Source organism: Paenibacillus harenae DSM 16969, assembly GCF_000422465.1.
Lineage (GTDB): Bacteria > Bacillota > Bacilli > Paenibacillales > Paenibacillaceae > Pristimantibacillus > Pristimantibacillus harenae.
On record NZ_AULV01000019.1, the window covers coordinates 18,231 to 38,719 of the forward strand.

A 20,489-nucleotide genomic window follows, 5' to 3' on the forward strand; every position below is an offset into this window, starting at 1 on the left:
ATGAAATTTTGGCAAAAAATTTATGTCTTCTCGATCTTGGTTTTTGTCATCATCTTTATTGCGGCCTCCGTTATGGTCATCGAGCGCAGCCACAACAATATGCTCCGTCAGGAGATAAACAGCGCGTTAAGCCAGAATATGAGCATTCACGCCAGCGTTGACGCGATCGTTCCGATTCTTCGCATCTTTGATTCCATCGACTACGAGAAATCGGTATTAACGCGCATAGCAAACGAATTCGTAGACAAAAACAGCGGGCAGCTCACGTACTTGGATATCAGGGATGAGACGGGGAGGGTCGTCTTTAACAATGTCGATTTCCAAATGCCGGGCGGCCGCGGGGAGCTGGACAAGCTGAACGCGAGTGAAATCCACTGGGTATTACGGGATATAGGCGAGCGTACGATTCTATTCACGTCGAACTTAACGGATATTAATCAGAAGAGCTATGTATTCACCTACATGACGGACGTTACTCCCGTCTACCAGGATCGCGTGGAGCAGTACCAATTTTTCATAAAAGTGGCGTTGGCCGCCTGCTTCCTCTATATGCTGATTATGTTTTTCGTGAGCAGAGGCTTAACGAGGTCGATTGACCGGCTTAACCGGACGGCGCAGGTTATAGCCCAGGGCGGCTTCTCGGAGCGTGTCCGTCTGAAGTCGAAGGATGAAATCGGCGTGCTGGCCAACAATTTTAACGTGATGGCCGCTGTCGTAGAGGATAAAATTACGGACCTTGAGCGGAACAACGAGCAGAAGCAAAGATTTATCAATAATTTTACCCATGAATTGAAAACGCCGCTGACGTCCATTATCGGATATGCCAATTTCTTGAGAACGACCAAATACAACGAGGAGCTGTTCCTGGACGGGGTCAATGTCATTTACTCCGAAGGGAAGCGGTTAGAGTCGTTGTCGTTGAAGCTGATGGACCTGATTATGCTGCAGGAGGAGCATTCTCAGAAGGAGATGCTTGATTTGGGAGCAGTCGTCGCAGAGATTAAGCCTGCACTGGAGATTATGGCGAAGGAGAAGGGGGTCGCGATCGAAACCGATTGCGAAGCAGGGAAGCTGCCGATGGATCCGGATTTAATCAAGGTGCTCCTCTTCAATCTCGCAGACAATGCGATCAAAGCATCCGCCGAAGAGCAGACGGTTACGATCCGTGCTTATTGGCGCGAAGAGCATTACATTCTTCAAGTCATCGATGAGGGTATCGGCATCGCCAAAGAGCATCAGGATAAAATTTTCGAGCCGTTCTATATGGCGGATAAGGCCAGAACGAGAAACAGCAACGGCGCAGGCCTGGGCCTCTCGATCTGCCAAAGCGTCGCAAGCATACACGGTGCCGCCATCCGCATCACAAGCAATGAAGATCAGGGGACAACCGTCGAGGTTGACTTTGCTCCGCTCCATTCGAAAGGGGAAATCACAACATGAACAGGCTGGGAATGATGATTCTAAGCGCTGCTTTGCTGCTGCTGCTGTCAGGGTGCGGGGGATGGTTCAATACGATTCCCAAGGATACGGTTATAATTAAAAAAATAACGCCGGAGCATCCAACCGATGAAGCGGCTTATGACGGCGTTCTGTCGCTGGAAGCCGTGAAGACGCTCAGTCTGAATGCGGTTAATAAATACTATGGCAGTAAGCTGACGATGAGCGAGGTTCAGTTCGAGCTGATGGCCGTAGACAAGAATAGATTGAAGGAGCTGCTGAACGTTCCGCAGCCGCAGGAGAAAACGGGATTTGATTACAAGATTGAGCCGGAGAATATGACGGGGGGGTTGTTCTTTGTAACTTTGGCCCCATCCGCCGGTTCCAAAAGCGTCTATGAGCTTGTCCTGAATGACAAAGACGGCGATGTCGTTAAAATTTCCAAGCTGGGAGCCGAACCCGATAGCGCAATCGCGGGCAGCTACGACCAGGAGAAGGTCTATGACGCAGCAAACCGTTTTGTTGAGGAGAAGGTCGGCATTCCGCTGTCCGAGCTGGCGATGAATCCGAAAATGAGCCGTTGGGGAAGAGAAGTGAAAATATTTTATACGAGCAAAGACGGGAAAACGTTAAAATACGGCGTAACGTTAGGCTTTGGATCGTATGAGGTTACCGGGTTCAGCAAAGACGTGATGGCGCTGCTCAGCTTCTATTCCACCAGCAGCAGCTATCCAATCATGCCGTAACACCCAAGCCAATTGCATTTGCAATTGGTTTTTTTGTTGTCCACAGCTTCTAAACTTTACAACTTCTATATAAGTCTATCTAACTTATCATATATCCGCTCACTATACTGATAGAGTACCGGCACGACTCTATAACCAAGGTACAGGAAAGCGGGACGGCATGAACAGGAGAAGCAGCAAAAAAATGAAGCAGCGCCGGGCTGTCTTTATGTTGAACATCGTCGTTGGTATCGGAATCCTATTATCGGTGTATGGCATATTCTCTTCCCAGACTGCTACGTATCAGACCACGCCATTGGGCCAGTCAGCCGTCACGGCAGAGGGAGAAACGGTCAACTCGCCAGAGATGTCCCACGGCTACAAAATCGTGATCGATCCGGGTCACGGAGGAAAGGACCCCGGCGCGGAGGGCATCAGCGGCAAATGGGAGCATGAGTACACGCTGGCGTTGTCTGTGAAGGTGTTCGATTTGCTCCGGCAGGATCCGGAGTACGAGCCTTATATGACACGTACGGATAACACCTTCATTGAACTGGAGGACCGGGCGCAAATGGCAAATGATCTTGACGCGGACGCCTTTATTTCCATTCACGGAAACACCTACTCCGACCCCGCCATATCAGGCACGGAGTCCTATTATTATGCGGATGAGAGCTTTCCGCTCGCCCGCGACGTTCATGAGGAGCTGGTGAAGACAACCGGCTTCAGGGACCGCGGCGTGAAACAGGAAGACTGGATGGTCCTGACGAAATGCGACGTTCCGGCGATTTTGCTGGAGGTCGGTTTTCTTACGAATCCGGGGGATGAAGAGACTTTGCTAAACGACGCCCGCCAGAACGAAATAGCTAAAGCTATCGTGTCAGGAATCAAAAATTATTTCGGCGACAGCCAAATATAAGAAACGGAGAGGAGAATCATAATGAGAAAAGCCTTCATCCTATTATTCACGTTCTTATACATGATCACAGCTGCCGCGTGCAGCACAGGCGCAGGAAACGGAAATGGAAATGCAGCACAATCCCCGCAAGGAGACCAGACAACAAAACCGCCGGGGCAAGGAGAAACCGTAGGGGCGCCGTCCACGACCGAGAAAAAAACTGTGGTGTTCTCGACCTTTTTTCCGGATGATTTCTTTAAAGAAGCGAAGCAAAAATATGAAGCCCTGCATCCCAATATTACGATTGAGCTTCAATCGATCGAGTCGGACGATGCGAATCTGGAAGCCGCTTTGGAGAAGTTCGTCAAGACGACGAACACGGCTTTGCTCTCCGGCAAAGGGCCCGACCTGATTGAAATGGATCAATTGCCGTCGGGGGATTATGTCGCGAAGCAGCTGCTCGTCAATATGAGCGAGTTGATCGAGAATGACCCCTCTTTCAAGAAGGAGCAATATTTCACGAATGTGCTGGACGGCATTACGGAGAATGGCGGCATTTACGGCATGCCGATGTCCTTCTTCTTATTCGGGCTGTTCGGGAATAAGGATTTGCTCGAAAAAAGCGGCGTGAACGTCGACGATAAAACATGGACCTGGAGCCAATTTGCCGATACGGCGAGAGAATTAGCGATGCATACGGAGGAAGCGAATCAAGCGGTATTAGGCGGAAGCATGCCCGAGTATACGCTGACCCAATTCGTGAATGACCAATATGCTAATTTCGTGGATGAGAAGAACGGGAAGGCCAAGTTTGAAACCGCAGCTTTCGCAGATCTGCTCGCGCAGGTGAAATCCTTATACGACGACAAGGTGGTAAGCGGGGATATTCGTTCGATCATATTCAGATTGGCTCAAGTGAATTCGCCTGCCGATTATATTCGAGAAATCCGGCAAAGCGAGTTTATGCCCAATAATAGAGACTTTAAGTCCAAGCTGTACGTGAAACCACATTCGGACGGCCTGAAGCCGGGCAGCTTTTTTAGAACGTATAAAACAATCGGTTTGAATGCAAAATCTACGGTAAAGGCGGAGGCATGGGATTTCGTTAAATTTATGATATCCGAAGAAATGCAATCCGGCTCCAAAAGCACCGGTTTCCCTATCCATAAAGCTTCCTATGAGAAAAGTGCGCAGGAGCTGTTGAAAATAGGGAAGGTGGAGTCCGATCAGCCGATCGGCCCGATGAAGGGCCAGATGTTCGAAATTACGCAACGGGACATCGACGATTTGGATTGGTTTCTCAATCATGCAATCTACCCGGTGCAGTTCAAGCCTTCCAAAATCGATGAGATTCTAACCGAGGAGACAAAGGCATATTTCAGCGGGCAAAAATCAGCCGAAGCCGTGGCGGAGATTATTCAAAACCGGGTAACCACGGTACTAAACGAATGATAGCCAGGGCCTGCTTCGGCAAGGCTGGCCGGCTGCTCCGCAAGGATGGAGCGGCCGCGTCGCTGTTCCTCGCGCCGAGCTTGACCGGCTTTGCCGTTTTTTATATTATTCCGTTTGCCATGGGCTTTGTTTATTCCTTTCAGGACAGTACGATTGGCGGTTCATTTGTCGGGCTTCACAATTATGAGGCGCTGCAGGCCAGCGCCTCGTTCCGTAAAGCGGCGGTTAACAGTCTTATGTTTACAGGGGTATGCGTACCCCTCCTTATCGTTTTGTCTCTATGGCTAGCCCATGTGCTGAACCAAAAGCTGTTTATCCGGAATTGGCTGCAGTCCGCATTCGTACTGCCGCTGGCGGTGCCAGTCGCCTCCGTCGTGATGATCTGGCAAATTTTATTTGACTGGAACGGCATCTTAAATGAATGGCTGAACAGCTTCCATGTGGAGCGGATGGATTGGATGAAATCGGATTGGTCCATCGGCGTGCTGGCTGTCGTTTATATATGGAAAAATATCGGGTATAACATGGTTTTGTTTTTGGCGGGACTCCAAAGCATTCCGAAGGATTATTATGAGACGGCCGATATCGAGGGCGCGGGCAAATTTCACAAATGGATTCATATTACGCTGGTGTACCTGACGCCGACTATGTTTTTTGTTGTGCTGATGTCGATTATTAATTCGTTTAAGGTGTTTCGCGAAACCTATTTGATAGCGGGAGATTATCCGCATGACCGCATTTATATGCTGCAGCATTTTATGAACAACATGTTTCTGTCGCTCGATATTCAGAAGCTGACTGCCGCTGCCGTCTTGATGGTAGCCTGTATTCTCCTATTCGTGAGTGTCATGCTGGTCATCGAACGCCGTTTTCGGAGCTTCATGGATTAGAGGAAGGGCGGTGAGAGGATTGGCTTTATTTCGCAAGCTAACGCTGACTTTAGTGATGGGCGTGATTGCAGCGGCGATGCTATTTCCCATTGCGGTTACCTTTACAAACTCGTTAATGACCGAGGATGAAATCGGTTATAACTATCATCTCATTGGCAAGATGGCCGATATTGGGGCGGGAGAGAAAGACGGATTTATTAATCTGAAGCTGCTCCCTGATTGGATATCGTTCCGGCAATATGCGGAAGTTCTGGTTCATAAGCCGAAGTTTCTCCATATGTTTTGGAATTCGGTGTTCCTGGTCGTGCCGATCATTGCCGGGCAGGTGCTGGTAGCGTCACTGGCCGCATACGCATTCGCGAAGCTCCGGTTCTGGGGAAGGGAGAAGCTGTTTGTCGTCTATTTGATGACGATGCTGATGCCTTTTCAAGTCACCCTGGTTCCCAATTACATGATTGCGGACAAGCTGGGGCTGATGAACTCGAACTCCGCGATTATTTTACCTGGCATATTCAGTGCGTTCGGCGTGTTTATGCTGCGCCAGTTCATGGCGCATATTCCTTATTTGTATATAGAAGCGGCCAAAATGGACGGGGCGGGTCATTTGCGGATTTTTTACCGGGTCATCGTGCCGCTTGTAAAGCCGGGGATCGCTGCCTTGGTTGTTCTGCTGTTTGCAGACAATTGGAATATGGTCGAGCAGCCGCTTATTTTTCTGGAGGAAGCGATGAAGCAGCCGTTATCGTTATATTTATCGCGAATTAACGAAGGAGCCAGAGGTGTCGCATTTGCCGCATCGGTCGTGTACATGGCCCCGATGGTTATGTTGTTTTTATATGCGGAATCCTACTTGGTCGAAGGCATCCAGCTGTCGGGAATTAAAGGATAGTCGATTTATGAGGTGAACCTAATGGAATGGAAACTAAACGAGCAGATGGTTACCGGACGTCAAAGAAAACTGCGGCTTGCCGCCAGTTTTTTTATATTGCTTATGATCTTATTTACGCTGTTCAGCAATACCCTATTAGCTCTGACCACGCCCAAGGCGGTGCTAACAGTGCCGAGCCGCGGAGAGCTTGTCCATCATTTTACGGGAAGCGGCATCGTTAACCGGAAGGCTGAAGCGGCATTAACGAATCCAGCGGGCTGGAAGGCGACGAAGGTAACGGTCAAGAAAGGAGATCATGTGACGAAGGGACAGTCGCTTGTCACCTATGACAAGCAGGATGCGGAGCAGCAAATTTTGGACGAACAGGCGAATCTGAAGAAGCTGAAGCTTTCAAATGAGGAGCAGAAAAGCAATTATATCGAGGCGGCGCAGAGCGGTGACGAGCAAAGCATGAAAAGCGCAAAGCGCGCTTTAGATATAGGTGCGATCGATGTAGACATGCAGGAGCGAAGAATACAGAGGCTTCAGAATGATCTGCATGAGAACAGCGAGCTGCTTGCTCCGTTCGACGGCGTCGTTACGGAAGTGAATGCGGCGGAAGGTCTCCCTTCCAGCGGAAGCCCCGATATTCGGATCTCAAATACGAGTCTGGGGTTCGAGTCTGAGTTCCTCGTCCCGGCGGATTCGGCCGTTCAGCTTAAGATCGGGGATAAGCTGAAGGTACAAGTGAAGGGAGACGAAGGCCTGACGGTTGAGGGACAGGTGGAACAAATCCAGGACGGCGATTCCGGCTTGCAAGGCAGCACGGATCCGGGCGGCGGAGCGGCTGTGAATGTTCCGATGAAGAAGCTTCAGGTTGCGCTGCATGACAATGCTTTAAAGGGAGGCGAGAGCGTCAAGGTCGAGCTGACGCAAATGACGGACGATATGATATTGGTTCCTAATCAAGCGATCCGCGATGAAGGCGGCAAGAAGTATGTATATGGCGTCGAAGAACAAGACGGTCCGCTCGGCAACACCTTCTATGTGCGCAAAATCTTTATTACTGCCGCAGATTCGAATGAATCCGTCACGGCTGTATCCGAAGGGTTGTTTGAGCAGCAAGAAGTGATCCTCGAGAGCAGCGAGCCGCTGCGGGAGGGAGACAAGATTCGGATCCATTAGACTATCTATAGATATGTCCTGAATGTCAGCCTGCCGCCGCCAGCGTAATAAGGAATGCGGCCAGCCCGATCCAGCGTTTGTTTTTCCGTCTGTTTTGCCAACTCGTCATATATGATATCCTCTTTCTGATTGCTTCCAAATAAGGTATACTTGGAATTCACGTTTGCTATAATAGCTTAACAGAAGATAGAGAATGAATGAACAGACAGAAGGAAATTTCAGGAGAGCGTCGAAGCTAACACCAAAAGGAGGATGCCGATGAACAAACATTCCTTGCGCGAGAGCTATAACCGGCATGCCGAAGAGAGAGATAAGAACGGCATAGAGCCATGGAAGGAAGCGGAGAGAGAAGCGTTTCTAAACCTCTTGAAGCGGGAAGGGAAGTTGTCATTGCTGGAAATCGGAGCGGGAACGGGACGCGACAGCTTATTTTTTGCTCAAAACGGCCTGCAGGTTGTAGCGACTGATTTCTCGGAGGAAATGGTCGGACGATGCCGCGATAAAGGGCTTGATGCGCAAAGCATGGACTTCTATGCGCTGGAGTTCGCAAATTCGACGTTTGACGCCGTATTCGCGTTGAATTGCTTGCTGCATGTTCCGAAAGCAGACCTTACGGTCGTTCTCGAAGGCATCCGCAGAGTGCTGAAGCCGGGCGGTTTGTTTTTTTGCGGTTTATATGGCGGACGGGATTCGGAGGGCATCTGGGAGCAGGATGTATACGAGCCGAAACGTTATTTTGCCATGTACCGGGACGCGGCGATCGTGAAGATGGCCGAGAGGCAATTTGAGCTGGTCCATTTCCACACGGTTCCGATGGGAGAACGCGCCCCGCATTTTCAGTCGCTTACGCTGCGCAAGCCGAAGGAATTGGAATAGCCGAGGCTCCGTCCGCATAGAGTATAATCAAGAAGCTGTCCCGCAAGGTCGACGACCGGGGGACGGCTTTTTTTACTGTGAAGGGGTCATGCAAGGTTTGGTGAACCTGGTATGCGCTAGCGATTTGCGCAGCGGCCATTCAAACGTATATAATAGTTGAATTCTGACAAATTCAAAGTAAATTTTTACGGCAAATAGGTAAAAGATAGAAGGAATACTATCGAAGATTGTCGAAATATAGTAGAATTGACCGATGTACATTTTCAATATTCTGAGGTGCTTAATGAAAGCGTTATACAAGTTCGCGGTTGTCCTCGTACTGTCCTATTTCATAGTAGTCCCCATTTTGGCTTTGCCTGTAAATGCCTTATCGGACGCTCCGGTGACAGTGATAACGGAGTGGGAGATGAAGTGGGAGGAGAATAGTTTATCAACTGCTATTGAAGCCGCTTCCGACTACCAGGAGGAGAGTGGGTGGTTTCCGTTTAAATATGGCGAACCCGATCCTGAAAAACCTGCAGATATTCATTCAGCTTGGCTACGATTTCAGTTGCCTGATTTAACTTGGACACGTCCTGCAATACTAATTAGCAAATTGACTGCAACAGATGTGGACATTTTTATAGACAATCAAGTGGTTTATGAATCTCACAGAGATTATCCCTTTACTAAAAACGAAATATTGCTGCCCCTTTCACCAAATGAATCAAAAAAATTCATCTATATCAAATTAGAAACGGAGAGAAATTGGCTTGGACTAAAAGAACAGCTTGTAATTGGAGAACATGACGAACTCAAACAAGGTTACATGAAACGTGATATTCTTGATGTCATTTTAGGTGCCTCACTTATTTTTATTTCATTATCTATGCTGCTGGGCATAACCGTTTTGAACAAATCGTTTATGATCGGTTGGAATTCATTGTGTGTGATTATTCTATCCTTGGGTTTGATGATCGTAACGTATTCTCCGTTTCTACATACTAATTACCCAGAGATCGGGTTAATATCCTATTACTTATTTGATATATCTTCTACTTTGTTTATGGCCTCGATTTTCATTTTTTTTGAGAAGATATTTGGAAAAGGGCCATTTGGAATTATATCGATATTTAAAAGGATTCAGATTATTATTGCACTCAGTAATACTATCCTGTTATTATTAGGGTTTTTCTTTGACATCTTCAAAGAATGGCAGTTATTAGCCGGGACTTTATTCTTTGGTTTATCCATAATTGTAGGAAATATTCTCCTTGTGGGTTTTCTGGTTTTTTATTGCAGAAAAGGGAATAAGGATGCCATCATTTTAACGACAGGTTTTGGAATATTCGCTGTAATAGGAGTAGCAGAAGTCTCTCTGTATTTTATTAAAAGCAGCGGATATTCTCTATTTTTGTGGAAGTGGGGCATCCTTTTTTTTATTGCCTCACTTATTATTATATTGGCTAGACGAGTGATTCATAATTACGAACAAGTTGTTAGGTATTCACAAAAACTAGAAATATTTAATAATGAGCTTCAAAGATCAGAGAAGATGGAGATTATTAGTCAATTAGCAGCATCGGTTGCACACGAAGTGAGGAATCCGTTACAAGTAACCCGTGGTTTTCTTCAATTGCTTGGTGAAAAAACGGTAAATGATAAAGATAAAGGTTTCTTGAATCTTGCGATGAATGAGCTCGATCGCGCTTCGGAGATCATCACTGATTTTTTAACTTTTGCAAAGCCGCAGGTCGATCAAATAACTCTGCTTCATATTGCAAATGAGCTTTCACAAATTGAAGGAATGCTAGTCCCATTAGCTACAATGCAGGGAGCTACTTTTCATGTTGATTTAAGTCCGGATCTATTTATAAAAGGGAATTCGTCAAAACTAAAGCAGGCATTAATAAATATCATTAAAAATAGTATTGAAGCACTAGGCGAAGATGGGGAAATCCGTATTCATGCTTATGAAGAATTAGAATCAAAAATGGTCATTATTCGAATTAAAGATAATGGCGAGGGAATAAGCGAGGAGGATCTTAAACGACTGGGTGAACCATATTATTCCAATAAGACTAAGGGAACCGGCTTAGGGTTGATGGTAACCTTCCGAATTATAGAGGCTATGCACGGAAAGATCCAATTTATAAGCAAAAAGGGAGAAGGGACGGAAGCAATTATTTATTTTCCATCAGGTAAAAATAGCATCAATCACTCTATTGCCGAGTAATTGACGCTATTAATTTCTTTATTCCCACATAGGATATTTTACAGATGCGTCTGATTGAACTTCAGATGGATTCGGTGGAATAACTAAATGATACTTGTTAGGAGTATCTTCAACAGCCTCGAGTTCAATTGTATCGGGGACATCAATCCCAAATGTTTCTTTTAGAGCTTTCTTCGGATCGGCGAGCAGCAGTTTTTTGAACTTGGCATCTTCCCAAGCTTTTTGAATAATTTTTTCTCTTAATTGTTCTGATGACACAATAATCACCCTTCCGAATATGTATAACATTACCATTCTAAGTCTATCATGTTATTTCGACAAATTCTATATATAATTGCTACTTTTCGACTATAAAATAATTCTATCGAATCAGAATTATAGTCTTGATTGATGGTTCGGAAGGTTCTTGCTCAAAATAGAAGCACCAGCTTCACGCAAAGAGCGAGTGGTGCTTCTTTGTATTGTAATTTAGTTAACACTTATATTGGTGCCTTCTTTTGGGCCGTCAGCTTTCATTTCAGTAGGCTTAGGAGGGATAACAAAGAAAACTTTAGTAAGCGTTTCATTAACACTTCAATATCAAGGGATTTTGGAATTTCCATACCGAAGGATTCTTTCACAGCAGCTTATGGTTTAGCGAGGAATGTAGAACTTTATCGGAAAAGTGTATCATCATCACATAATGTAGGAATCTGCGGAATTTAACAAAAAACTAAATGAAAAAAAGCGTCAATCCAACCTGCAGGAGGAATTGACGCTTTTTTTTATGATTTATTCCCACATAGCTGCTGCTTTAGGACCATTTGTTTTCAGCTCAGTAGGTTTTGGGGGGATGACAAAGAAAACTTTGCTAGGTGTTTCGCTAACAACTTCAACTTCAAGAGATTCAGGGAATTCAATGCCGAAGTATTCTTTTACAGCGGCTTTTGGATTAGCAAGGAATTTTTCTTTAAACGCCTCATCTTCCCATGCTTTTGCGATAATTTGATCTTTCAATGCCATTTCAGTTGCCACAAAAATCACCCTTTCTATATTGTATAACTTTACCAACAAATTGTATCATAGCATTTCGCAGGATTCTACAAGTATTTACAAAATTCTCTAAAAGTGATTTTGATATTATTACCCGTCATTTAATTGAGAAGCTAAAAAGTAGTTAAAGCCTCCCTTTTGCAGCAGCAATTTATTTGCGTCTATCGCCTCAGCGGTTTGGGTTAAATGGTCCAGAAGGTAGGAGTGGAAGTCTACTAATTCGCCTGCTCCGATTTCCAGTGTAAGCAGTCTTTCATGATTGTCGCAAGCAATCTGTACGTAAGGCTTCAGACAGCCCCGTACGTAGATGGCGTTCTCGATTTCTTGAACGGAAAGCTTCTCGTGCGTATCCCTTCCCAGTCCGGCGGCGACTTGAGCAAGCAGCCCGTTATAGCTTCCGTCTGCCAAATCGTCCTTCCAATCCACCCAGTCATCAGACATTTGAAGCGTCGTCAAGACAATATCGACGGCAAGCTCAAGCTGTCCGATGGACTCCGTTTTCCCTGAAAGCAGCATCGCTCCGGTACTCGCGATCTTCACAGGACCGGCTTTACCTGCCATTCGAAGCGGCTCCGTCATTAAATAATTGTCGCGTGACTCGTTCATTACGCTGTCGGCCCAGATGGTTACATATTGATGGTAATAGCTCCAAAAAGGAGAATCAGACGGAAACAGCCCGCGCAGCACGGCGAGCATTTCAAGCAGCAGCAGATTGCCCAGGGCCAGCTGCTCCTTCCAATTTGCTGAAGGGATGCCGTCCATCACATCATCCTGAATAAAAAAATAGAGCATTCCATATACATTAGCTAATGCCAATTGCCTGCACTGCGAATCGCTGATCCCCGTCGGTTCTTTTATCCAGAAGGGCAGCAGGCTGCATATGTAATCTTTGCCGTTGTCGTCCTTTACCGGATTGAATTTGTCCGCATATACAAGACCGGCCTTGTGAAGCGGTGCGGGAAATTGTGCGATGCGCTGTCCGGCCTCCGCATACACTTGAGCCAGCAATGATTTGTGCCGTTGGTACCATTCCATCTATGCGACCTCCGCAACCTATTAATAGGATGATTCGTCTATACTAAAGCATGAATTCGCGCATATAGTAATAGAAGACGAGCATGTTAATCCTTTCCTACTATATCATGCAGATAACAAGAAATATCTAACATTTTTTTGTAATTGAGATAGAAATGGGTGAACTCCTTGTTGAGTAAAAAGCGAAAATCCAGTAAAATGGAGTTGGGTTGCGCATGAATGTGGTTGCTAGTGTATCCATGTCACAAACGAAGTTGCTATACTGGACTAAGGTCGAGGGAGCATCTATTACCTGAGCAGGTTTAGAAATTTGTTCTCCTGCATTAAAGTTAATACCTAGATGAAAGTTCTTTAATGTGGAGGTAGCAGGATATGAATAAAACGATGGAAATCTACGTGCTTTTAACTCATACGGGTACATTATTCTCGCGAACGATACAATTGTATACAAAGGATAGAGTAAATCATGCATCTATAGCATTTGACCGCGATTTGACGGAAGTATACAGCTTCGGCAGAAAGAACCCGAACAATCCCTTTATTGCGGGTTTCGTGAAGGAGAACGTACGCAGCGAATTTTTCAAGCATTCAACCTGCGCGCTTTACAAATGCGAGGTTAGCCAAAATGCGTATCTGAACATACGAAAACAGATCCACCATATGGAACAAAATCAGGATCGTTATAAATACAATTTGTTTGGCTTGCTTGGCGTCATGTTCAATATTGAGATCGAACGCGAGCATGCGTACTTCTGCTCCCAGTTTGTGGCTTCCGTATTCGAACAAGGCGGAGTCAGCCTGGTGAACAAACCGCCGTTGTTCGTAACACCCGGCGACTTGGAGAACGCGTCGAAGCTTGAGTTAGTATATAACGGAAAGCTGCAATCCTATACAGGCTGCAACGAAGAGCTGCAGACGGCTGGAACATTCCGGACGGCATAACGAAGATCTCTCATGCGGAGATCTTTTTTCTTATAAAGGAGGGTGAATAGCGATGTCAATCATACGTTTTGGCATAATCGGCGGCGGCTGGCGGGCGGAATTTTATTTGCGGATCGCGGCTGCGCTGCCTGAACGGTTTCAAGTCCACACGATACTTGTTCGCGATGAAGAGAAGGGCCTTGCAATCGAGGCGAAGTGGGGGATACCGACCGTTCGTACGATCGGGCAATTCATGTCCAGACCGGAAAGCTTCGATTTTGCCGTCTTAGCTGTGCCGCGGACCGCAGCGCCGGATATGATTCGCATATTGGCGGAGCGTCATATCCCGGTGCTTGCGGAGACGCCGCCGGCCGCAGATCTGGAGGCGCTCAGCGATCTCTATCGGACTTTGTCAGAGAAGGCAAAAGTGCAGGTGGCCGAGCAGTATTTGTATCAGCCTATGCATGCTGCGCGGATTCAGCTGGCGCGCTCCGGCAAGCTGGGGGATGTCTCGCATGTCCAGGTGTCGGCCGCCCATGATTATCATGGCGTCAGCCTTATTCGTCAGCTGCTGGGCATTGGCTTCGAGCAAGCGGTCATTAGCGGCCAACGCTTCTCCGCTCCGATCGTACAGGGGCCGGGCCGGCAAGGCGATCCCCGGAGCGAGGCGAAGGTTCAATCGGAGCAGAGGCTTGTGACGCTTCGTTTCGGCGATAAACTGGCCGTATATGATTTTACATACGATCAATATTTCTCTTGGATCAGAAGAAGCCGCATTCTCGTAAGGGGTCATAAGGGTGAGATAGTCGATACGCAGCTAAGTTATTTACAGGATTTCGCGACGCCGATCCATACGGAGCTTTGCAGGGTCGATACGGGACATAACGGCAACCTTGAAGGCTATTATCACCGGGGAGTTATGGCTGACGGAGAATGGGTATACCGGAACCCGGCCGCCCCCGCCAGGCTCAGCGACGATGAGATTGCCATTGCGACTAGTCTGCTGAAGATGGGCTCTTATGCGACGGACAATGGACCGTCCTTCTATAGTCTGGCCGAAGCGGCCCAGGATCAATACCTGGCTTTGCTGATGGGACAAGCCGCCGAATCCGGAAAAACGGTCACGACGGAGAGACAGGTTTGGATGATGGAGGAATAATAACAGATCAGTGCTTTATGCGAATCGAACAGGATTATGGTATGATCGTTGGAAAAGGAGGGGACCTGCTTGAAGGGACAAGGGGGGCTCGTAGCGGCGTTGGCATTCGCGCTGCTTATCGCGATTTTCGCGGTCATTAACGTGGGATCGGTGGAGGTTAATTTTCTGTTTACGAAAGCGACGCTGCCGCTTATACTCGTCATCCTTGCGTCGACGCTTCTCGGTGGGGTGACGGCGATGCTGCTGGGCATGATTCGGCAAATCCGGTTAAACCGGACCGTGAAATCGCTCGAGAAGCGTGTCGCGGAGCTGACGGCGGAGGTTGAGCTTTTCGGCGTGCCGGCATCAACAATCCGTACGCAGCAGACGGAACCGGCGCCAGAGCGGGATAACGAATAACTTAACTCAGGCAGGCGGGATGGAGAAGCGGCGTATGTTCATTTATTCGTATACTCATCACGAGAACGAGGCAGCTTTATGCGAGCAGGAACTTCAGGCGCTGCTCGGACAGCCTGTTCGCTGCGGAATTACGCGGAGCGCCGCCGATATTCACGTAGACCGGAGCCCGTTCGTGAAACGGCGGATAACGGTTCAACTGGAAGCGGAAAGCATGGAGGAGCTGACGGCACTGCTGCCGTCCATCGCGCTCGAAGGAAGCACCTTCAAGGTGCTGTACACCCAAGGCGAGGAAAAACTCGCCTACGAGGAGCAGCGGCAGCTGGAACGTGCGGCCGGCGCAGCCTTGCGAGGGACTGCCGATATGCGGAAGCCTGAGCGACTGTTCGGCTTGACGAGCCTAGACGGGCGCTGGTATTTCGGGCCGTGCGAGGAAAGCGGAGCCGTATGGCTGAAGCATCGGAATAAGCCGCAAAATTATTCGACTGCGCTGCCGACCAGGGCGGCCAGAGCGATCGTCAATCTGGCTGCCGGCTCGGAGACAGAAGGCATACGCCTGATTGATCCGTGCTGCGGCATGGGGACCGTTCTGATTGAAGCGATGTCGATGGGCTTTGATATCGAGGGAATCGATCTTAATCCGCTCGCGGTTCGGGGGGCCCGGGTTAATTTGGCTCACTTCGGTTATCCTGATCGCGTGAAGCTTGGCGATATGCGCAGGGCGGAAGGGGCGTATGACGCAGCGATCGTCGATATGCCCTATAATCTATGCTCCGTCCTTCCAGAGGAGGAAGAGCGGGCCATCCTGTCGAGCGCAAGAAGAATCGCCAAGCGGGCGGTCATTATTACGACGAGCCGCTTGGAGCGGCAGCTGACGCATGCAGGATGGCGTATTGCCGAATGTACGACACTTAGGAAAGCCTCTTTTACCAGATATATAACTGTAGTAGAATAAAGATAATGCAGCGCATAAGCGAGGTGAACCAACCAATGTCTACCATTGAACAGAACGAATCCGCGGAGCAGCCGAAGAAGCTGACCCAAGCGGAGAAAGCAAAGCAACTGCTCGCTCAGAAGAAGCAGGCTCAGGCTGGAGGATTGCCTGGTCAGAAGCATCATTCCACCGGAACGCAAGCACTGAAGAGCCAGAATACGAAGAAGGTTAACAATCAACGCAAAAAGATGGGTGTATAGCTGCCATAGGCGGAAGGATACGATCCCCCGTCATTACAGCAAAGAGGGGCGCCAGCTGGAAACAGCTAGGCGCCCTGCTTTTATTTAACATGGAATATCCCCCATGCGAATAGCAAATGCTGATTGGGTCGGCGTAAACGTGTACAATATAAAGTATCCCGACGGCAAACGGAGCCGTAGAAGTTACAAGAAACGGGCCATAAGGTGCATTTACTCGGAAATAACAATATATACAAGAATGAATTATGTTTTACCCCCACATAATGAATATACATCTAAATTTTTCGGAGGGATTCGTTATGACGGCGACCAAATCATCACGACTAAGCATCTATTTGCTAGCCGGTGTGGCAACATCCAACAGCATATTTAATGAGTGCAAAATAAAGCTCGAAAGGCTGTTCCAATCAGACGGCGTTGATCCTGCCGTTCATGTGGTGTTTCCTTACGGCGATGCAAGCAGAAGCCTGGTCAGGCAGGTTCTGGAGGTTCGCAGCGACCTCTCTAACCGGATGTCGGCCGGAAGAGTCGGCGGACAGCTTGCGCTCGGCAAAATCAAGGAGACGTTGACCGGCGACAGGATGCTGCTCATCGGCCACAGCGGAGGCGGGGCTGCCGCTTACCAGGCGGCAAAGATGCTTTATGAGAAGGACGAGATTCAAGATTTCCGCATTGTGCAGGTCGGGGCGCCAAAAACGCCGATCGATCCGAAGCTGCAGGACCGCGTCAGCTATTTTCATTCCATCGACAACTTTGGCAAGCTGAACGACCCCATCAGCCGGATCGGCACTTGGGGCGGCTGGATCAGGAGCAGCTATTCCGTCCCTCGGTGGAACCGTTTGAAGTACGCGCCCGGGTACGTGGAAGGCATTCCGACCGTTGGGGGGCACGCCGATTATTTTCGCCACACGCACCCTTTTACGGATCAAGAACAGATCTGCAATCTGGATAAAACCGTAACTCGCGTACGGGAGTGGTTGAAAGGGTGGGTATGATCCTTTAGAATAAGAGGAGGCAAGCGGCTAAGGCCGCTTGAGGCTGGAGGTGCTTGACCAATGGCGAATACTCATACGTATACGAAACGGGAAGAAATCGCAAACGCAATTACGCACGGCATCGGCGCTGCTCTGAGCGTTGCAGCGCTTGTGCTGCTGATCGTATTTGCCGCGTCGAAGGGCACGGCATTTCATGTCGTCAGCTTTACAATCTACGGAACCGCGATGCTGCTTCTGTATGCAGCCTCAACGCTGGTGCACAGCTTTCCCGAAGGGAAGGCGAAGCGCGTGTTCGAGTCGCTCGACCATTCGTTCATTTATGTTTTTATCGCAGGAACCTATACGCCGATTCTATTTCATATCGTGCAGGGCAAGCTCGGTTGGATGCTGTTCGGCATCGTATGGGGAGCAGCGGCGATTGGCGTCGTTTTCAAATCTTTTTTTGCCTCGAAGTTTTTATTTACGTCCACACTCGTATATATCGCCATGGGCTGGATTATCGTATTTGCCTGGAAGCCGCTGACGACGCACCTGGACCCGGGAGGCGTTCAATTGTTGGTTACGGGCGGCTTGCTGTACACGTTCGGCACGATCTTTTATATGTGGCGCAGCTTTCCGTATCATCACGCGGTATGGCATCTATTCGTGCTCGGCGGCTCGATCGTTCACTTCTTCGCGATATTGCTGTACGTACTGCCTGCATAAGCTAGCCGCACGGGATTTTTAACATGAAGGGCTTGCTCCTTGCAAGAGGGGTAAGCCTTATTTGATATAGCTTGTGAAAGCGCATACATTAATTGTTGTCTTATTGAAATAAACCCCCGGGAAGGTGAGCTGACTTGAAAAGAACGAGTTTATTGGCTAAGTTTTTGATTTCTTATCTATTGGTGCTTTTGTTCCCGCTCACGATTATTCTTGTTTATTATTATCCTTATTCGAGAGATATCGCAACGGAGAAGGAGATGGAGTGGAACGCCCATGTCACGGAGCAGTTTATGACGTCGATGGATATTTTCACCCGTTACGTATACGACCTGCCGTCCGAACTGCTCCAGAATCGGGATATGAAGCTGTATATGGCGACCGAAAGCGATTATCAACGAGTCGTGATTGCGGGCGAGATGCGGAAATACAACGCGACGGACGCGTTTATCGATAACACGCTGCTATATGTCAAAGATATCGGCTATTTATTCGCCAAGACCGGAAGCGTCTACAGCACCGGTGATTTCGCGCGAAGGGGCGTCGGCTATTATTTCGAGGACTGGCCGCATGAGGAGATGTTCAGGGAATTGGACAAGCTGGAGTTACCCGCGGTTCGTCCGGCAGAGAATGTCGTTGTTCCCGGCAATAATCGGATCAGAATGCTGACCTTCATGCTGCCGCTGCCGCTCGGAGGCAGTAATTCGCCCGGAGCCGTATTGATATTGGTGAAGGAGGAGACGGTTATTCGCATGATGAAATCCGTGTCCGAGTCTTACAACGGAGACTTTTTTATTTTTGACGGACAGGGCAACAGGCTGGTCGCTTCAAACGTCGATGATTACAGCGGCTCCGCGGAATTTAGCGCGCTGGTCTCCCGTCTTGGCGAGAATCCGCCTTCCTCCGGCATTCATCGGATCGACGGAAAATCGTTTATCGTATCGCATGCCGTTTCGGACAAAAACGGCTGGAAGTACGTCAGCATATTGCCGGTAACGGAAGCGCTCCACGACATTCAATCGATTCAACGGAATACCGTTATCATTCTTGCGTTAATACTGCTGTTTGAGGGGGTCGTGATCTATATTTCCATCCGCAAAAATTACCATCCCATCAAGCGACTGGTCGATTTTGCCGCTCATGTATTCACTCAACAGGTACCTAAGCCGATGAACGAGGTCGATACGATCCGGTACGCGCTTGACCGGTTATCCACCGCGAACAGCCAACTGGACGAGAGGGTGAAACGCACGCTGCCGATCATGAGGGAGAACCTGTTGTTCGAGCTGGTGAGCGGCCAATATGAGACATGGGAATCGTTTCATGAGGAGGCTGCCGAATGCGGGGTGTTTTTTGACGGGCCCTTGATAACGGCGGCTGTCATTTCGTTTGAAACGGGAGATTCCGGCATCCACCGGGCAGAGAATTATTTCCGGAAGGAGGAGCAGCGGCTGCCGGGAGAGGTTCGCGGATATTATTTTATGAGCATTTATAATCATGAATTGATTTTCGTATGCGCGCATGACCCTATGTTTGCGGTGAAATCGTATCTGCAGGGCGTACAGGGAAAGTTTGCCGCAGAGACAGGCATCCGTTCGCTGATTGGCATCGGAACGTCCGAAAGCGCCGACTCGACGGAGGGAGTGCATCTGTCTTATCTGCAGGCGATGCGTACGGCCGAATACCTCCGCATACGCAAGAGGCAGGAGCTTCTTCACTTTAATGAAATCGAGGTGTCGCAAGCCGGCACCGTATCTTATTTTGCCGAGCTGCTGCAGTCGTTGGAGATGTCGATATTGAAAAACGACGTAACGACCGTCCAGTCGGTCATAGAGCGGATCATCGATAATTACGGCAGCGACGGGATGCCGCCGCATATGGTCAGAACCGTATACTTGAATACGGTCAGCGTCATCTTAGGCGGACTTCAGCGCTTCAGGCAGGACGACCACAACCTGCTGCGTCTGACCGACGCCGCATTCCAGCACCGGTATACCCTTGAGCAGATGACCGGCATTATGAGGGAAAGCTGCGGCAAGCTTTGCGATATCATTCGCGAGACGCTGCCTCCATCCCGTGCCGCGTCGCAGGAGGAGATATTGGCATTTATTGAAAGACGAGGGCTAGACCACGATTTCTCGCTGCAAGTCATCGCCGACCACTTCGGCATGTCGCTCTCGGGCTTCAGCTATCATTTCAAGAAAACGATGGGACATAACTTCAAGGAATATATAGATCGGCTCCGTATTCAAAAATCGATTCAGCTTCTTCGCAGCTCGGATGAAACGCTGGATTCGATTGCAAGGCAGACGGGCTATACCAATACGTCGAGCTTTATCCGATCCTTCAAGAAGATGGTCGGCACGACGCCGGGACAATACCGGGATATGTAGCCCAAATGGGCCGCTGCCCCAGCCATTCGGCGCGGGAGCGGCTTTTTTCATTCAGCGGATGCGCATTTTTTGAAGATGCACATTATTTCGAAGGCGAAATTGCAATCGCTTTCATA

General features: G+C 48.5%; 20 protein-coding genes. 17 read left to right on the forward strand and 3 right to left on the reverse strand.

Going from position 1 to position 20,489, the window contains the following annotated elements; translation table 11 throughout:
• The 9 genes from H581_RS0106700 to H581_RS33275 all read left to right on the forward strand — a co-directional run bounded on the left by H581_RS0106700 (position 1) and on the right by H581_RS33275 (position 10,546).
• Entirely contained in the window at positions 1–1,440 is a 1,440-nt protein-coding gene (locus H581_RS0106700; RefSeq protein WP_028609339.1) for a sensor histidine kinase, read from the forward strand.
• Entirely contained in the window at positions 1,437–2,183 is a 747-nt protein-coding gene (locus H581_RS0106705; protein ID WP_028609340.1) for a hypothetical protein, read from the forward strand. The genes H581_RS0106700 and H581_RS0106705 overlap by 4 nt, the downstream gene beginning before the upstream one ends.
• A 160-nt stretch (positions 2,184–2,343) precedes the next feature.
• Entirely contained in the window at positions 2,344–3,081 is a 738-nt protein-coding gene (locus tag H581_RS0106710; protein ID WP_028609341.1) for an N-acetylmuramoyl-L-alanine amidase family protein, read from the forward strand.
• 21 nt (positions 3,082–3,102) lie between these two features.
• Positions 3,103–4,512 carry an ABC transporter substrate-binding protein gene (locus tag H581_RS0106715; protein WP_028609342.1) on the forward strand — a complete coding sequence of 470 codons (1,410 nt, stop codon included), beginning with the start codon at positions 3,103–3,105 and terminating at the stop codon, positions 4,510–4,512.
• Positions 4,509–5,402 (forward strand): carbohydrate ABC transporter permease, encoded by an 894-nt coding sequence (locus H581_RS0106720; RefSeq protein WP_028609343.1) that lies wholly within the window; start codon positions 4,509–4,511, stop codon positions 5,400–5,402. Before H581_RS0106715 ends, H581_RS0106720 begins: the two co-directional genes overlap by 4 nt.
• Before the next feature lie 55 nt (positions 5,403–5,457).
• On the forward strand, positions 5,458–6,291 hold the full coding sequence (locus H581_RS0106725) for a carbohydrate ABC transporter permease (protein WP_051250537.1): 834 nt from the start codon (positions 5,458–5,460) through the stop codon (positions 6,289–6,291).
• Between the two features lie 21 nt (positions 6,292–6,312).
• Positions 6,313–7,455 (forward strand): efflux RND transporter periplasmic adaptor subunit, encoded by a 1,143-nt coding sequence (locus tag H581_RS0106730; protein ID WP_028609345.1) that lies wholly within the window; start codon positions 6,313–6,315, stop codon positions 7,453–7,455.
• 258 nt (positions 7,456–7,713) lie between these two features.
• Positions 7,714–8,331: a class I SAM-dependent methyltransferase gene (locus tag H581_RS0106740; protein WP_245599949.1), complete on the forward strand. Its 618-nt coding sequence runs from the start codon at positions 7,714–7,716 to the stop codon at positions 8,329–8,331.
• Between the two features lie 346 nt (positions 8,332–8,677).
• A complete protein-coding gene (locus H581_RS33275) occupies positions 8,678–10,546 on the forward strand; it encodes a sensor histidine kinase (RefSeq protein WP_169507478.1) in 1,869 nt (622 codons plus the stop codon).
• Between the two features lie 18 nt (positions 10,547–10,564).
• Here the strand turns inward: H581_RS33275 and H581_RS0106750 are convergent, their stop codons facing one another.
• The 3 genes from H581_RS0106750 to H581_RS0106760 all read right to left on the reverse strand — a co-directional run bounded on the left by H581_RS0106750 (position 10,565) and on the right by H581_RS0106760 (position 12,613).
• Positions 10,565–10,804, reverse strand: a complete 240-nt coding sequence (locus tag H581_RS0106750) for an NHLP leader peptide family RiPP precursor (RefSeq protein ID WP_028609347.1) — start codon at positions 10,802–10,804, stop codon at positions 10,565–10,567.
• 513 nt (positions 10,805–11,317) lie between these two features.
• Complete coding sequence (locus H581_RS0106755; protein ID WP_028609348.1) at positions 11,318–11,560, reverse strand: NHLP leader peptide family RiPP precursor; 243 nt, start codon at positions 11,558–11,560, stop codon at positions 11,318–11,320.
• A 108-nt stretch (positions 11,561–11,668) separates the two neighbouring features.
• Entirely contained in the window at positions 11,669–12,613 is a 945-nt protein-coding gene (locus H581_RS0106760; protein ID WP_028609349.1) for a hypothetical protein, read from the reverse strand.
• A gap of 372 nt (positions 12,614–12,985) precedes the next feature.
• Between H581_RS0106760 and H581_RS0106765 the strand changes: the two genes are divergently transcribed.
• The 8 genes from H581_RS0106765 to H581_RS0106800 all read left to right on the forward strand — a co-directional run bounded on the left by H581_RS0106765 (position 12,986) and on the right by H581_RS0106800 (position 20,373).
• Complete coding sequence (locus tag H581_RS0106765; protein WP_028609350.1) at positions 12,986–13,555, forward strand: C40 family peptidase; 570 nt, start codon at positions 12,986–12,988, stop codon at positions 13,553–13,555.
• 52 nt (positions 13,556–13,607) lie between these two features.
• On the forward strand, positions 13,608–14,693 hold the full coding sequence (locus H581_RS0106770; protein WP_028609351.1) for a Gfo/Idh/MocA family oxidoreductase: 1,086 nt from the start codon (positions 13,608–13,610) through the stop codon (positions 14,691–14,693).
• Positions 14,694–14,762: 69 nt separating this feature from the next.
• Positions 14,763–15,092 carry a LapA family protein gene (locus H581_RS0106775; protein WP_028609352.1) on the forward strand — a complete coding sequence of 110 codons (330 nt, stop codon included), beginning with the start codon at positions 14,763–14,765 and terminating at the stop codon, positions 15,090–15,092.
• A gap of 34 nt (positions 15,093–15,126) precedes the next feature.
• Positions 15,127–16,044: a TRM11 family SAM-dependent methyltransferase gene (locus H581_RS0106780; protein WP_245599951.1), complete on the forward strand. Its 918-nt coding sequence runs from the start codon at positions 15,127–15,129 to the stop codon at positions 16,042–16,044.
• Positions 16,045–16,079: 35 nt separating this feature from the next.
• Entirely contained in the window at positions 16,080–16,283 is a 204-nt protein-coding gene (locus H581_RS0106785; protein WP_036718015.1) for a hypothetical protein, read from the forward strand.
• A gap of 299 nt (positions 16,284–16,582) precedes the next feature.
• The gene (locus H581_RS0106790) at positions 16,583–17,278 is read left to right on the forward strand and encodes a hypothetical protein (RefSeq protein WP_028609355.1); all 696 of its coding nucleotides are present in this window, start codon (positions 16,583–16,585) and stop codon (positions 17,276–17,278) included.
• 60 nt (positions 17,279–17,338) lie between these two features.
• Entirely contained in the window at positions 17,339–17,983 is a 645-nt protein-coding gene (trhA, locus tag H581_RS0106795) for a PAQR family membrane homeostasis protein TrhA (RefSeq protein WP_028609356.1), read from the forward strand.
• Between the two features lie 134 nt (positions 17,984–18,117).
• Entirely contained in the window at positions 18,118–20,373 is a 2,256-nt protein-coding gene (locus tag H581_RS0106800) for a helix-turn-helix domain-containing protein (RefSeq protein WP_028609357.1), read from the forward strand.
• Positions 20,374–20,489: the final 116 nt, after the last annotated feature.